Raw genomic sequence first — 14,675 nt, forward strand, 5'->3', positions numbered from 1 at the left:
TCACTCCTGAATTACTCTTCTGTCAACCACACTCTGATCAATTGAGCCACATCTTCCGGCTTGGCTTTAGCCAGTTTTTCGATTTCTTCGCGTTGAGCGAGTTTAGCTCTTTCTTCTTCCGTCATTTCTTGTTTCGCTTCAACGATAGCTTCATCAAATTCTTCCATCGACATTTGCTGCATATCTTCTTGCAATTGTTGTCTGCGTTGACGTAAACGCCAAGCATAGAAGCCGGCCAAAATAGCTAAAACAACCGCAGCGATCGCTGCCCACAGCAACATTTTCTGCTGCATCGCCCGATCTTCTTCTTCTTTGCGCTGCTTATCAGCCAGTTCCGTATTAAAGGCCAGACTTTCAACTGAAATCAAATCGCCACGGTTTGGGTTGATGCCAATAGCCGAACCAACGGCTTTCGCCAAACTGTCCTGTTGGTCTTTATTGATGCTAGAGTCAACCAGCACCGCAACCGTCAGACGCTTGATCGAACCTGGTGCAGCCACCGTCTTTTCTTTCAGCTCATTGATTTCGTAGTTACGAGTTACTTCTTTCTTTTCATAATTCGATTGATTATTATTGCTGTTCGTCACATAGCCAGGGATATTTGAGGTTACCCCCGGTACGCCGCCAGGCGCTTGTGCCGTCCCTTTGAAATTCTCCGTCATTTCCTGCGAACTGCGGACAATCCCCTTATCATCGACAACCGGTTCAAATACCTGGCGATCGGTAGTACGCTGGTCAAATGTCAGTTCCACATTAACCCGTGCTGCGGCTTTATTCGGACCTAATACCTGTTCTAACAGCGTCTGCACGCTTTTTTGCAGGCTATCCTGCACTTTTTTCGTCATTTCAATTTGGGTAACCGTGCCGCGATTCGCTACACCTGCGGCATCATCATCCTCATTGAGCACTCGGGCCATCTGGTCGACAACCGTGATGTTCTCCGCCTTCAGTCCTTGAATGCTGTGCGCCACCAAATTGACGATTCCTTTCACCTGATCACGCGACAATTGAGCCGAAGGGCGCAATTTAAGCATAATCGAAGCCGACGCCGGTTTCTCATTCTTCTTGTACAAACTGTCTTCCGGCATCACAATGTGAACCCGAGCTTTTTCGACTTCCGACAATTGCTCAATGGTTCGCGACAATTCGCCTTGCAGCGCTTGAAGCATATTCACTTTGTTTTGAAATTCAGTTGCGCCAAACTTATTCTGATCAAACAATTCGAAGCCTTTATTGCCTCGTGGCAAGCCTTGGCTGGCCAGATCCAAACGGATCCGATACACGTCTTTCGCGGGAACAAGAATCGTTGTGCCATTTGTACCAATCTCATGGCTCACCTTCATCTCTTTCAACTTTTCGCGAACTTCGCCAGCATCTTTTGTTTCCATGTCAGTAAAAAGAGGTACATAATCTGTACGGCCGCCCCATAAATAGCCCCAGGCTAATACCGCTACAAAAATCATGACAGCCGTACCGATGACCATATACTGCTCTTTTTTACTCAGCTTTTGCCACAGGCGCAAGGACTGTTCTTTCCAGTCAGCCATTGTTCCACCCTTTCAAACGACTTAAAATAACGTTTTTCCTTACACCTGCATCCGCATAACTTCTTGATACGCGTCAAGCACTTTGTTGCGTACCGTCATTGTCAACTGCATCGCAATATTTGCTTTTTCCGCAGCAATCGTAACTTGCGAAATATCCTCAATTTTTCCCGCAGCCAAATCGACGGATGCTTTGGCCGCCTTATGCTGCAACGCATTGACGTCATCAAGCGCCTCCGTCAAGAAAGCCCCAAAGCTTTTCGTCTCTACCTGTGCAGTGACTTGACCGCTAACCGGTTTTACCGATACGGGGATTAACTTTATCGCATCAATTTGCATTCCTTTCCTCCTGCCCTCTCACCAAATCAGCGACCAATTTCCAGCGCCTTTAGCGCCATAGACTTTGCCGTGTTGACCGAAGTAACATTCGCTTCGTAGGCTCGCGAAGCTGTGATCATATCCACCATTTCAGTAACAACGCTGATATTTGGCATATCCACATAGCCATCCGCATTCGCATCCGGATGCCGTGGATCGTACACCTTGCGCGGCAACGCATCGTCTTTTTTAATTTCGACAACCCTGACGCCTTCGCCAACCTCGGAATTCTTCCCCATTTGTCGCGATAACATGCCGGCAAAAGAATTCTCCTGGGTTCGCGGCGCAAAGACAAGCATTTGACGCCGGTAAGGACCGCCTTCCGCCGTACGTGTCGTGTTCACATTCGCAATGTTGTTAGAAATAACATCCATTCGCAATCTTTCTGCTGTCAATCCCGATGCCGCAGCATCAATCGCACCAAACAAACGCAAGATTATCCCTTCCCTTCTTTAATCGCGGATCGCAGTCCGCTGAAATAACCCGATAACTGTTGAACCACCGCATTATAGTAAATGTTATTCTTCGCCATACCAGCCATTTCCGTATCAATATCAACGTTATTGCCGTCAGTTCGATAACTGGTTTGCGTGATGGTATTGACGCGCGGCCCCGGAATCCCTTCAGCCTGCATCGGCATATGGGCAGCATTGGTGCGCGCCATTTGCAGCTTGTCCTGCGACATCTCTTTGGCCAGCAATTCTTCAAACTGCACTTCACTTTTTTTGAACTTCGGCGTGTTAACGTTCGCAATATTATCGCTGATTACTTTTTGCCGCAGCGTTGATGCGCCGATTGCTTTTTCCAAGATATCGACTCTTGGCGATCCCAACAGAGCCTTCAACATAATGCTGATTCCTCCACTCTTCATAATCTATGCTTTTCTACATAAAATGTCGGACTTCTATATTTTATAGTTATTTCTACGCACCCCTGCAAAATCCTTGCATTTCCTGTAATTATTTAATTATTTTTAAATCTTTACAATATCTCCCACGTTTTACTTTCAAGGCCTTTCGCACTGTTCTTATTTTCGCTTCCACAGATTTCGCATCTATGTTAACAATAAAAATAGGTAAAGTTCGGTACTAGACCGCACTTCACCTATTTTACCTTGTCTTTCGCGTAATTGCTTGTTTATTTCATTTATTTTACTTCTTTAACTTTTTCAACTCATCCAGCAGCAAATCATTCAGTACTTTGATATACGTCCCCTTCATCCCGAGAGATTTCGACTCGATCACGCCGGCGCTTTCGAATTTGCGCAAGGCATTGACGATAACGGAACGGGTAATGCCGACGCGATCGGCGATCTTGCTGGCGACCAAGAGTCCTTCATTGCCGTCCAATTCACTAAGAATATGCATAACGGCTTCCAGTTCGGAATACGATAAGGTTCCGAGCGCAATCTGCACTGTCGCCTTTTTGCGCGCCTCTTCTTCAATCCGCTCCGTACGATCACGCAAAATCTCCATCCCGACAACCGTTGCGCCATACTCAGCGAGAATCAAATCATCATCATTGAATTCAGCATGGAATTTTGCCACGATCAAAGTACCGATTCGTTCACCAACGCCATGAATGGGTACTATCGTACTGAATTTACCGGTGAAAATACAAGGCGTTCCTTCACTGAATGCACACAACCCGCCGTCAAGCGTCAGGTTCGGCGATGTTTCATTCACCTTCAACAGCCACTCTACGTAGCGTTCCGGAAAACGCCCCTGCAACAACACTTTGTCGCGCATCAGTTCGCACTCAAATTCATTTAGCAGCGCATAGCCGAGGATTTCGCCCTCCTTGCTCACGATATAAATATTGGCGCTCATAACATTACTTAAAACCCTCGAAACTTCGTCAAAGGCTACCTTTTCCGATTTTTGCAGTAATTTGTTGATCTTACGTGTTCTTTCTAACATTGACAACACAATTATCTCCTACCTTTCCTATTCTTTAAATTAAATATTGCTGGTTTATAAAATAAAGCGACTACGACCCTGGTTCACTCTTCCCTGTAATCCTGGAATCAAGTCAGCAGAGTTTGTCTTACTAAGCTCGCGGATGCGTTTTTTGATAGACGCATTTCATATTAGCCCGCTTTGCGTCCGGATATAAATTCACTTCCGCCATGCTTGTATGCCCTAACATCAGCTGCACCGCTTCCGCCGGTGCACCAGCCTGCAGCAAATGCGCCGCAAAACTATGACGCAGCATCTGCGGGTTGACTTTCTTATCCCATGCCAACTCTTTCACATAGCGGTTAACGATTCGCCGAATACTGCGGTCACTTAAGGAACCGCCCCGGCTGTTCAAAAATAATCGTTCCTGCCGGCACTCGGAATTTTTTGCAATTAACATCGGCCGTCCCTGTGTTAGATAAGCAGCAATTGCCGCCCTTGCAGCACTGCCAATCGGGACCATTCGTTCCTGCGTCCCCTTACCGTATATCAGCACATAGCCTGCCTGCAGTTCAAGATCAACGAGCGTAAGGCCTGTTAACTCACTCACCCGGAGACCTGCAGCATAAAGCAACTCTAACGCGGCTCGATCGCGCAGCCCTATTGCATCTGGACCCGTCAGCGCCAACATTTCTTCGATTTCCTGCTGCGTCAAAAGCGCGGGCGCCTTAATTTCGAAGCGCGGCGCACGAACCGCCAAAAACGGATTATCATCCATGATGCCTTCACGGCAAAAGAATCGATACATGGAGCGCAGACTCGTGATCCGTCTTGCAATCGTACGCGTCGAATACGCTTTACGCTGCATTTCCGCTTGATAAGCGCGAATCACCATTGGAGTAACGGTACGAAAAATCACCTCACCCACAACCTCCTGTACTTGCATGAACTCCAAGAATTGCCGTATATCAGCTTGATAGTTCAGCACGGTGTGTGGCGAGGCGTTTTTTTCTAGATGCAGATAGGTGACGAAGCGACGTATTAACTCGCTATCAGTTTCCATTTTGTCTCAACCTTACGTTTTGTCGAATTGTGGAATATAAATTTTCTAATTTATGTTAGCATACTCTTTTGGATTATGCAAGGTTATTGTCTAATTTTTCTATAAATTCAGCAAGAGCACTAAGTGCACGGTCTGCAATCAAAGCATTCTTTGCTTTCTTGTCTCTGATCCGTTCCCCCCATGGCGGCAATAGACCAAAATTGACATTCATCGGTTGAAAATGTTTCGGGTCAGCGGTCGTAATATAACGACATAACGCACCATGCGCGCTCGTCTCTGGTAAGGTCATTAACTCTTTGCCTTGCAGCAACCGCGCCGCATTCAATCCAGCGATCAAACCGGATGCCGCCGATTCGACATAGCCTTCGACACCGGTAATTTGTCCGGCAAAGAAAATCCCCCTCGCTTCGCGCATCGCCATTGTCGCATCGAGCAGCAGCGGCGAGTTTATAAACGTATTGCGATGCATTACGCCAAAGCGAATGAATTCAGCTTTCTCCAAACCGGGAATCATACGAAAGACCCTCTCTTGTTCCGGCCATTTTAAATGTGTCTGAAAACCAACCAGATTGTAAAGCGTTCCCGCCTGATTGTCCTGGCGAAGTTGCACGACAGCATAAGGCCAGCGTCCCGTTCGCGGATCATCAAGCCCAACCGGTTTCAATGGGCCAAAGCGCAGGGTATCGATGCCGCGCGACGCCATTTCTTCAACCGGCATACAGCCCTCAAAAAAAATCGCTTTTTCAAATTCTTTTGTCGGAGCCATCTCGGCCGTCGTCAGCGCCTGCCAAAAGGCCTCATACTCATCTTTGTTCATCGGACAATTGAGATAATCTTCGTCTCCTTTGCCATACCGTGCGGCGCGAAACACTTTATCCATGTCAAGACTATCGACCGTCACAATAGGCGCAGCGGCATCATAGAAATAAAAATAGTCTTTACCCGTTAATGCGCCGATCGCTTCGGAAAGTTTGGGCGAAGTCAACGGGCCGCTGGCAATGACCAACGGACGATCTTGCGGAATTTCCGTCACTTCTGCATCGCGTACCTCAATGCGAGGATGGCTGCGCAGCAAATCGGTAACCTGTTGACTGAAACCATCACGATCTACGGCTAAAGCGCCGCCAGCCGGAACACGATTTGCATCCGCCGCCCGCATGATCACCGAATTTAATCGTCTCATTTCTTCTTTTAGCAAACCAACCGCATTTTCCACATTAGCGGCGCGCAGCGAATTGCTGCAAACCAATTCGGCAAAATCGCCGCTATGGTGCGCCGGCGACATCACTTTGGGCCGCATTTCATATAAAACAACATCAGCACCCGCCTCAGCCGCTTGCCAGGCAGCCTCACTGCCAGCCAGACCGGCACCGATTACCGTTACCTTGTTAGACACGCATTTTCCTCCTACTTTGTCTCTTCATCCGTTTTAGCAGTCTTCTTCGTTCGTTTGCTCGGCGCTTTTTTTACTTTAGGTGTCCCTTTGCCTTTCGCGCTTTTTACAGTATCGGCCGTTTTGCCTTTGGCCGCTTTTGTTTTTGTCACTTTCTCGTTCTTTTGCTTTTCTGCCGCAATCGCTTCTTGACGTGTGCTGCAGGCATCATTGCTGCAGTGCGTCGTAAAACGGCCATTTTTCATATTATGTTTCAACATGAACGATTGGCAGACGGGGCAATTTTCTTTCATCGGCATATCCCAGGTCATATAATCGCATTCCGGATATTTTTGACAACCATAAAAGACTTTACCGCGCTTTGTTTTTCGTTCCACCAGCGTTCCCGCACATTTAGGACATGCCACATCAAGTTCTTTTAAAATCGGTTTCGTATTGCGGCAGGCCGGAAAACCGGGACACGCCAAAAAATTTCCAAACTTGCCGCGTTTAACGACTAAATTACGTCCGCAGAATTCGCAAATCACATCCGACTCTTCTACCGGCAATTCAACATGGCCGATGGCTTCCTCGGCATGAGCGAGGCTTATGCCGAAAGGACCATAAAAATCTTTTAACAACGTCAGTCTTGAATCACGCCCTTCGGCAATTTCATCCAAGCGAGCTTCAAGCCCTGCCGTAAATTCAATATTTACGATATCCGGGAAATATTCTTTCAGCAAATCCAAGACGACAAACCCCAGCTCCGTTGGCTCAAAACGTTTTTCCGAACGAATGACGTAACCTCTCGCAATGATCGTCTCAACGATCGGCGCATAGGTACTTGGACGTCCGATGCCTTTTTCTTCAAGAATCTTGACCAGACTGGCTTCCGAATAGCGCGGCGGCGGTTCTGTAAAATGTTGCTTCGGTAAAACTTTGAACAGCGGCAACGCCTGCCCGACTACTACTTCTGGCAACAAGACATCTTTTTCTTTTTCGCTGTCATCGCGGCTTTCGCTGTAAACATGCATAAAGCCCGAAAATTTAAGCTGCGACCCCGTCGCCCGTAAACCATATTGAGCCGCCTTGATATCAACCGTTACCGTATCATAGAGGGCCGGAACCATCTGACTGGCCACAAATCGATCCCAAATCAATTTGTATAATTTGAACTGTTCTTTCGAAAGATATTTTTCCACCGCTTCCGGCGTAAAGTCCATTTGCGTCGGCCGAATCGCTTCATGCGCATCTTGTGATTTTTTATTCGTATATGTGTTGGGTTTTTCCGGCAAATGTGAATTGCCAAATCGTGCAGCAATGTACGCACGCACTTCTTCAATGGCACTCTCAGCTGTCCGCACCGAATCGGTACGCATATACGTAATTAAACCAACGGGACCGGATTTCCCCATCTCAAGGCCTTCGTATAATTGTTGCGCTACCATCATCGTTCGCCGCGACGTGAAGCCGAGTTTGCGCGCAGCTTCCTGCTGCAAACTGCTGGTGATAAACGGAGCCGCCGGATTGCGCCGTCTCTCGCGTTTCTTGACTTCGCTCACCTGATAATCAGCCTTTTCCAAGTCTTCGCTGATCCGTTCTGCCTCAGCCTGATTGCTGACCTGTACTTTATTGCCGTCAACGCTCATCAATTGCGCATCGAAGAGTGAACCTTTGGCTTTGTCGCGCAGCTTAACCTGAATGCTCCAATACTCTTCCGGCACAAACGCCATGATTTCTTTTTCCCGATCACAAATCATCCGTACGGCCACAGACTGCACCCGTCCGGCGCTAAGTCCTTTTCTAACCTTTCGCCACAACAACGGACTTAGCTTATAACCGACCAGTCGGTCAAGCAAACGTCTGGCTTGTTGCGCATCGACGCGCGCAAGATCAATATTACGCGGTTTCTTAATCGCCGCCTGAATCGCGGTTTTTGTTATTTCATGAAACTCAATGCGACAAGCCTGTGTCTCTTCTAAGCCCAACAAATGAGCCAAATGCCATGATATCGCTTCGCCTTCGCGATCCGGGTCAGACGCCAGAAAAACATTCGTCGCATTTTTGGCAGCAAGACGCAATGATTTGATCAGATCACCTTTACCACGGATATTAATATATTTCGGCGTAAATTCATTCTCTACATCAATGCCAAATTGACTTTTAGGCAAGTCACGCAAATGACCCATCGATGCCTTTACCGTGTAATTACGCCCAAGAAATTTCTCTATTGTTTTCGCCTTAGCCGGCGATTCCACAATTACTAAGGATTTACTCACCTGATACCCTCCCGTGCCACACGAATATATCGTTTCCCTTCCTGCTCCGCAATAAAACCACGCAATTCTAGAAGCAGTAAACCATGCGCCGCTTCCGGCGCAGGCAAACCGGTTCGCATGATGATTTCATCTGTGGTCTGCGCCTCTTCATAACTGAGAACGTTATACAGCGTAGCCTCCATTCCTTGCAAGGAATGTTCCTCGCTTTCGCTTGCTATCCTTTTACTACTCTCACCATACTCCGCTAAAATATCTTGCACGCAAGACGTCAGCTTTGCGCCTTGTTCGATCAGCTGGTGTGTCCCTTGGCTCGTTGAAGAAAAAATACTGCCCGGAACGGCAAAAACGTCACGGCCTTCCTCCAGGGCAAAATCAGCCGTGATCAGCGCACCACTGCGTTGCGCCGCCTCTACAACAACAACGCCTCGTGACAGGCCACTGATAATTCGATTGCGTGCCGGAAAATGACCTTTGTTCAGCGGCGTTCCCGGAGGGTATTCAGAGATGACACCTCCGCCGCCATCGACAATCTGTTTAAGCAGCTGCCGGTGCTCTGCCGGATAGACCGTATTGATACTGCAGCCCAGCACGGCTAATGTTTGCCCACCGCCGCTCAGCGCACCGCGATGAGCCGCTGCGTCAATGCCCCGCGCAGCTCCGCTGATCACCCAAAATTTCTCACGCGCCAATTCTTCGGCCAGTTTTTTCGCTGCATTGCAGCCGTAATTCGACGCTTTACGCGTTCCGACAACCGCCATCGTTCGGTCGCACTTCGGCAATCGTCCATAATAATAAAACAGCAACGGCGGACGGCAAATATGACGCAGCAGCACCGGATAGTCCTCATCCTCTAACAGGCAAATACGAATACCCTGCTTCTCCATAGAACTTGCCAATTCTTCGACGGCCTGAAAGCGTCGCCCCTCAGGCAACGCTTCACAAACTGCCGCAGGAACACAGCCCGACGCGCCCCAGTCCTCGCGGCTTGCAAGCCAGGCTTGCTGTGCACTGCCGAAATAAGCAATCAGCCTTGTCATTCTGCCTTGGCCAATTCCCTCAAGGCCTTGCAGCGCAGCACGATACCATCTTTCCATGCTAAACCTCCTTTGACCTGTTGCTTCGCAAATAGAACGCGGCTAACGACGCACGGGTTTTCAATCGGGCAGCAAAGAAAGAGTGTGACTGCAATATTTTTGTTTCGCGAATTGTAAAATGAGCGTTAATTAGTTTGCCATTCTATTTAATATTGCAAACTCCTGTGAAAAAGTCAACATTTTTCATTGTTTTTGCTTTTAATTCTTTCTTTTATCAGTAACGCAATCTGCTTTGCAGCCTCTGGGCGTCGCAGTTGTTTTATCCTCTGCAGCATGTTTTCCAGCGGAACACTGTCCTCACACAGCAGCTTCATTAAATTTCCCACAACGTCCTGTACCGTTTCCGCACGCACCGCAACGCCATGTTCTATTAAAAATGTTGTATTGGCTTCTTCTTGCCCTGGAATCGGCCGGTATATGACTAGCGGCATTTGCCTGCAAAGCGATTCCGCGACCGTAAGGCCTCCTGGCTTCGATACCAGAACATCGGCAGCTGCCATAAAACGATGCACCTGTTGCGTATACCCGACTGCCCTTACCCGTTCCGGGTAGAGAGCCTCAATTTCTATTAATTTTTTTTGTAATCTTTGATTCTGGCCGGCTATCGCAATCCATTGGACATTGGTTAATTGTTCAACGCCAGCCAAAATAATAGCTTCCATCGGCAACAGTCCCGCACCGCCGCCCATTAGTAAGACGGTCTGTTTTTCTTTTGCCAACCCTAACTCGGACAACACATCTTCCTTCTGCACCGCTTCAGAAAATTCCGCGCCTACCGGAATTCCGCTACACATTATCCGTTGCGTCGGAATTTCATACTTCAGCAAAAAATCGCGCAATTTTTCGTCAGCCACCGCATACTGCTCGATTTCAGGATAAATCCAAAGACGATGCACGACAAAATCAGTCACAATCGCCAAGGTAGGTGCAAAAATCCGTCTTCGCTTTACCAGGTCAGCGACCAGTCCTGCCGGTGTCGCATGGCTGCACACAACCATATCCGGCTGCCAGTCCGTCAAATACTGTTCCAGCCGATTTGCCAAATAGCGACTAACCAGTTTTCGCCCCCATAAGGCTAATGAACTTTGATTTCCCCAGCCATACATCAGGCCGTAGGCTTGCGGAAATAGCGCTAATATTTTCAAATAGAAGGCTAAAATGAAGCGCCCCCAGCTTGGGGGCAAAAAATCAAAGATATTGACAACCTGAAAAACACCGTCCGGCTCTAATACGCGTAATTCTTCGCACACAGCTTGTGCCGCCTTGATATGTCCCGCTCCGATCGGAGCACTTATGAACAATACTCTCACCGCTGTGCCCCCTTCAAGCAAGCCTTCACTTGTTTGCGTTCAATATATATCTTTACTTTACTGCTGTCAGGACAGCGAGCAAGTAACTCGCTTGCCGTTTCATTTCCAACCATGGCTGACGCCGCAATTTCCACTAACGGCGTCAAGACAAAGCGACGCTGAGACATTCGTGGATGCGGCAGTTCAATTAAATCCGTTATTCTTGTTTCGACTTGATTATAGAGGAGCAAATCAATGTCAATGACTCTTGGCCCCCAGCGTTCCGCACGAACGCGCCCCAGTTTTGCTTCAATGTCCAAACAAATCTTCAACAATTCCAAAGGATTCACTGTCGTTTTTATTTCGGCTACGGCATTAATAAAATCGGGCTGGTCCGTCTTGCCCACAGGCTCAGTTTCATAAAAAGACGAGTAATTCTCTAGTGAAATATCAGGATGCGCCTCCAAAGCCAGAAGCGCATCACAAATGCATTTTTCTCGATTTCCCAGATTAGCGCCAAGTCCAATAAAAATCATTTATTCTTTTCTCCGAATCGTCTCCATTTGGATGTAATCTAATTGTCCCGTCAACGGAATGGCCGGTTTGCGAATCCTTACCGCCACTGAATCCGCGAGTGCATAGCTCTTCAAAATCACATCTGCGATATGAGTACCGGCTGCTTCTAGTAGCTGAAAACGGTGGTTCTCCATAATGCTTTTCACTTGTCCATACACCTTTGAATAATCAATCGTTTCCTCAACATTATCCGTTTCGCCTGCTTTTGATAAGTCCGCCGAAATTTCCACATCGACATAAAAACGTTGGCCCAATTCTCTTTCATGCTCATGCACCCCATGAAAACCATAAAACATCATATTATGCAGTACAATTCGGTTGCTCATTAAAACTCCTCCTTAGTTATTGCGTCCGTCATACGAGCGATACGCACCATTTCTTTTACATCATGCACTCTTATTATCTTAGCCCCATTCATAATAGCGCAGGCCACGGTAGCCGCCGTGCCCTCTACCCGATCTTCCACCGGAAGATCCAGCACTTCGCCAATAAACCGTTTACGTGACGTTCCTATGAGAATGGGACAGCCTAATCCTTTAAGTTCTCTCAAACGTGCCAACACGCTTAAATTCTGCTCAGTTGTTTTTGCAAAACCAATCCCCGGATCCAAAATAAGCTGTTCTCTTAAAATGCCATGCGCTTCAGCAATTTCAATGCTTTTACTAAAAAAGTTAAGAATGTCCTGCATAATATCGGACTCTAAGTTGATACCCTGGCGGTTATGCATCACAATGACAGGTACCTTGTGTCGTGCAATGACTTTTACCATATTCGCATCGCGCTGTAGGCCCCAGACGTCATTTATCATGTGTGCTCCGCTTGCTAATGCAGCCTCCGCCACTTCAGCCTTATACGTATCGACGGAAATAGGTATCGGACACTCCTTGACAAGTCTCTCCAAGGTTGGCATCAAGCGCTCCATTTCCTCTTGCGCATCAATGGCTTGATTTTCGCCGTAAGGCCGGGTAGACTCAGCGCCAATATCGATTATATCCGCTCCGCTACCGCACATCTCTTGCATATGGCGCAATGCATTATCCATGTTTTTAAAGCGGCCGCCGTCAGAAAACGAATCCGGCGTCACATTCAAAATTCCCATGACTAAGGTACGCTTCGTTGGGAGAACTAACTGTTTGTCCTTCCAAGTATATTCACGTTTCATCTTCGCTTCACTGTTGTAAAGCGTTTCCTCCATCGCCATCGCAATATCCGGTAAGCCCCATGGTTGCTGTTTCAGTTGGGCAATCGCCAATCGGTATTGCTTTAGCGTTGCGCAAATAATGACGTCGGTATGCGTCACACTCAAATCGGCCACCCCTCGTGCAACCGCAACTTCCCCTCCCTTTGCCAAAAAAGTCTGTTTTAATAAATTCGCATTTTTAGCTTCAATTCCTTCTATTTTCATAACTTTAAATAATATCTTATCTTGCATAATAGCAATGCCGCGCACATCACAACCGATAGCTTGCATTGCACGCTGCACCTGCTCGCGTTTTGACAACTCAATAATTCTTGGCACAAATCGCACCTTTTATTCCTCCCAACGCTTGCTTACATCACTTTATCCTTGAAAGCTATTTTGTTATTGTATCATATCGAAGTTAGCGATATAAATAAATTCGTGACCTGACGATAAAAAACCGACTATGGCGTTTTCCACTACAGTCGGCATCCCATTCTTATTTAGTTTTGTTTTTGAAACAAAACAGTACGCGTGCATATTCCGCCGCAAGCCAAACAGGGCTCTGCCTTTGCCATTATCGTATGAAAGTCAAACTGGCTGACGGAAGCACAAAGAGTGCATTGATCTTGAAAAATCCAAGCTTTTTTTGCTGAAATTGAATCACGTTTTATTCTAGCATACACCTTTGCAGCCACTTCTTCACTGGAAAAATCAATCTGCCATTCATCGAGGCGCAAACGACCTTCCGTCTGTAATAACACTTTTTCTAAAAAGCCTAACGTTTTTGCTTTCCAGGCAGTCGCATCAATAAGAAATAAATTGCTGGCTCCGATGATTAGCAACGTTTCTTGTCCCTCGACAAGAACGTTCTCGATGTATTCCAAACGTCCTTCTCCCTGCCAAAGAATCTCCGGCAGACTGGAAACCCATTCCTGACGCCGCCCTGCAGCCACTAAGACTTCGCTCAAATCGATTTCATCTTCCTCTTTTGCTGCATCAACAACCGTCAATGCAGACTTTGTCTCACGCAGAACAACCATCACCGATGGCAACTCTGTTGTACGGCTTTTGTATAGAAGCATACTAGGCAAGCGGTCAACAGCCATCTGAATGGCTAACGGACTGCGTAATAATACGCCCGTCAAGCGTCGTTTCAATAAATCCGGACTACTGCAATCCTTCAAAATCAAATTGCAAACCTCAACTTTCGAGCTTGCAGTTGCAGTTGCAGTTGCAGTTGCAGTTGCAGTCGCATTCACACTCGGCTCTGCGAGAGCTTTTACAGGTTCTGGTTCTGCCTGAGCCACTTTCTTTTCCGCTAACGACGATATTGCATTTAAAGATGCTGGCGTCGCCGAAGGTTCTGTTAATCCCTTTCCGCAAAAGGGACAAAAGACAAAGGACGTCGGTCCTTGCGGCAACTTTTGACCACAAAACGGACAAAAAGTATACATATGCCAGTCATCTCCCATTCCTCACCGCATTTACTCTTCAAGGCATTACGGCAACACCAAAGAAGGCAAACCCTTGACAGGTTTTAATTACCTATATTCTACCCTACAATAACTAGTAAGACAACGAAAAAACTTTTTACGCAAAAATAATAAAGAGTCTGCGCAATTGCTTGTGCAGACTCTTTAAAAATGGCTCCCCGGGTAGGACTCGAACCTACGACCGATCGGTTAACAGCCGATTGCTCTACCAACTGAGCTACCGAGGAATAAAACCGGCGACTCCCTATCCTCCCAGGCCGCTTCCAGCCAAGTACTTTCGGCGTATGTGGGCTTAACTGCTGTGTTCGGTATGGGAACAGGTGGGACCCCACAGCCATCATCACCGGATACCAATTGCGCTGAATCCTTCATTTGCTGCGTTGCTGTCTGCGCTCCTCGCTCAACGTAGCTTCCGCTACGCCTTCGCTCTGGTGCTCGACGCGCCTTGCAACTGAAGTTTCATCTCAATTGTCAATTTACAGGTGAACATTTCCGAAGAATATATT

General features: G+C 47.3%; 14 protein-coding genes, 1 tRNA gene and 1 rRNA gene. All 16 read right to left on the minus strand.

What is annotated here, in order from left to right; all coding sequences use genetic code 11:
* Positions 1–11: 11 nt before the first annotated feature.
* The 16 genes from fliF to rrf all read right to left on the minus strand — a co-directional run bounded on the left by fliF (position 12) and on the right by rrf (position 14,517).
* Positions 12–1,547: a flagellar basal-body MS-ring/collar protein FliF gene (gene fliF, locus QTL79_RS08990; RefSeq protein WP_346354630.1), complete on the minus strand. Its 1,536-nt coding sequence runs from the start codon at positions 1,545–1,547 to the stop codon at positions 12–14.
* A 39-nt stretch (positions 1,548–1,586) separates the two neighbouring features.
* Complete coding sequence (fliE, locus tag QTL79_RS08995; protein WP_346354631.1) at positions 1,587–1,883, minus strand: flagellar hook-basal body complex protein FliE; 297 nt, start codon at positions 1,881–1,883, stop codon at positions 1,587–1,589.
* 26 nt (positions 1,884–1,909) lie between these two features.
* Positions 1,910–2,356, minus strand: a complete 447-nt coding sequence (gene flgC / locus QTL79_RS09000; protein WP_346354632.1) for a flagellar basal body rod protein FlgC — start codon at positions 2,354–2,356, stop codon at positions 1,910–1,912.
* A 2-nt stretch (positions 2,357–2,358) separates the two neighbouring features.
* Complete coding sequence (gene flgB / locus QTL79_RS09005; RefSeq protein ID WP_346354633.1) at positions 2,359–2,769, minus strand: flagellar basal body rod protein FlgB; 411 nt, start codon at positions 2,767–2,769, stop codon at positions 2,359–2,361.
* A 304-nt stretch (positions 2,770–3,073) separates the two neighbouring features.
* On the minus strand, positions 3,074–3,850 hold the full coding sequence (gene codY / locus QTL79_RS09010) for a GTP-sensing pleiotropic transcriptional regulator CodY (protein ID WP_346354634.1): 777 nt from the start codon (positions 3,848–3,850) through the stop codon (positions 3,074–3,076).
* Positions 3,851–3,971: 121 nt separating this feature from the next.
* A complete protein-coding gene (locus QTL79_RS09015; RefSeq protein ID WP_346354635.1) occupies positions 3,972–4,883 on the minus strand; it encodes a tyrosine-type recombinase/integrase in 912 nt (303 codons plus the stop codon).
* A gap of 73 nt (positions 4,884–4,956) precedes the next feature.
* A complete protein-coding gene (gene trmFO, locus QTL79_RS09020) occupies positions 4,957–6,279 on the minus strand; it encodes a methylenetetrahydrofolate--tRNA-(uracil(54)-C(5))-methyltransferase (FADH(2)-oxidizing) TrmFO (RefSeq protein WP_346354636.1) in 1,323 nt (440 codons plus the stop codon).
* 11 nt (positions 6,280–6,290) lie between these two features.
* Positions 6,291–8,534 carry a type I DNA topoisomerase gene (gene topA / locus QTL79_RS09025; RefSeq protein ID WP_346354637.1) on the minus strand — a complete coding sequence of 748 codons (2,244 nt, stop codon included), beginning with the start codon at positions 8,532–8,534 and terminating at the stop codon, positions 6,291–6,293.
* Positions 8,531–9,628, minus strand: coding sequence for a DNA-processing protein DprA (gene dprA, locus QTL79_RS09030; RefSeq protein WP_346354638.1), 1,098 nt, complete (start codon positions 9,626–9,628; stop codon positions 8,531–8,533). Before dprA ends, topA begins: the two co-directional genes overlap by 4 nt.
* Before the next feature lie 173 nt (positions 9,629–9,801).
* Positions 9,802–10,938, minus strand: coding sequence for an MGDG synthase family glycosyltransferase (locus QTL79_RS09035; protein WP_346354639.1), 1,137 nt, complete (start codon positions 10,936–10,938; stop codon positions 9,802–9,804).
* Positions 10,935–11,453: a 2-amino-4-hydroxy-6-hydroxymethyldihydropteridine diphosphokinase gene (folK, locus tag QTL79_RS09040; RefSeq protein WP_346354640.1), complete on the minus strand. Its 519-nt coding sequence runs from the start codon at positions 11,451–11,453 to the stop codon at positions 10,935–10,937. Before folK ends, QTL79_RS09035 begins: the two co-directional genes overlap by 4 nt.
* Entirely contained in the window at positions 11,454–11,819 is a 366-nt protein-coding gene (folB, locus tag QTL79_RS09045) for a dihydroneopterin aldolase (RefSeq protein ID WP_346354641.1), read from the minus strand.
* Entirely contained in the window at positions 11,819–13,021 is a 1,203-nt protein-coding gene (gene folP, locus QTL79_RS09050) for a dihydropteroate synthase (RefSeq protein WP_346354642.1), read from the minus strand. Before folP ends, folB begins: the two co-directional genes overlap by 1 nt.
* A gap of 155 nt (positions 13,022–13,176) precedes the next feature.
* Positions 13,177–14,148, minus strand: a complete 972-nt coding sequence (locus QTL79_RS09055; protein ID WP_346354643.1) for a zinc ribbon domain-containing protein — start codon at positions 14,146–14,148, stop codon at positions 13,177–13,179.
* A 172-nt stretch (positions 14,149–14,320) separates the two neighbouring features.
* Positions 14,321–14,396: transfer RNA gene (locus QTL79_RS09060), tRNA-Asn, on the minus strand.
* Between the two features lie 4 nt (positions 14,397–14,400).
* A 5S ribosomal RNA gene (rrf, locus tag QTL79_RS09065) occupies positions 14,401–14,517 on the minus strand.
* Positions 14,518–14,675: the final 158 nt, after the last annotated feature.

Origin of the sequence: Azotosporobacter soli (assembly GCF_030542965.1) — a bacterium.
Lineage (GTDB): Bacteria > Bacillota > Negativicutes > SG130 > SG130 > Azotosporobacter > Azotosporobacter soli.

Excerpts from the sequence above, each read along its gene's own strand:
- flgB (WP_346354633.1), bottom strand. The coding sequence starts at position 2,769 with ATGTTGAAGGCTCTGTTGGGATCGCCAAGAGTCGATATCTTGGAAAAA.
- dprA (WP_346354638.1), bottom strand. The coding sequence starts at position 9,628 with ATGGAAAGATGGTATCGTGCTGCGCTGCAAGGCCTTGAGGGAATTGGC.
- QTL79_RS09055 (WP_346354643.1), bottom strand. The coding sequence starts at position 14,148 with ATGGGAGATGACTGGCATATGTATACTTTTTGTCCGTTTTGTGGTCAA.
- folK (WP_346354640.1), bottom strand. The coding sequence starts at position 11,453 with ATGATTTTTATTGGACTTGGCGCTAATCTGGGAAATCGAGAAAAATGC.
- QTL79_RS09015 (WP_346354635.1), bottom strand. The coding sequence starts at position 4,883 with ATGGAAACTGATAGCGAGTTAATACGTCGCTTCGTCACCTATCTGCAT.
- fliF (WP_346354630.1), bottom strand. The coding sequence starts at position 1,547 with ATGGCTGACTGGAAAGAACAGTCCTTGCGCCTGTGGCAAAAGCTGAGT.
- folB (WP_346354641.1), bottom strand. The coding sequence starts at position 11,819 with ATGAGCAACCGAATTGTACTGCATAATATGATGTTTTATGGTTTTCAT.
- fliE (WP_346354631.1), bottom strand. The coding sequence starts at position 1,883 with ATGCAAATTGATGCGATAAAGTTAATCCCCGTATCGGTAAAACCGGTT.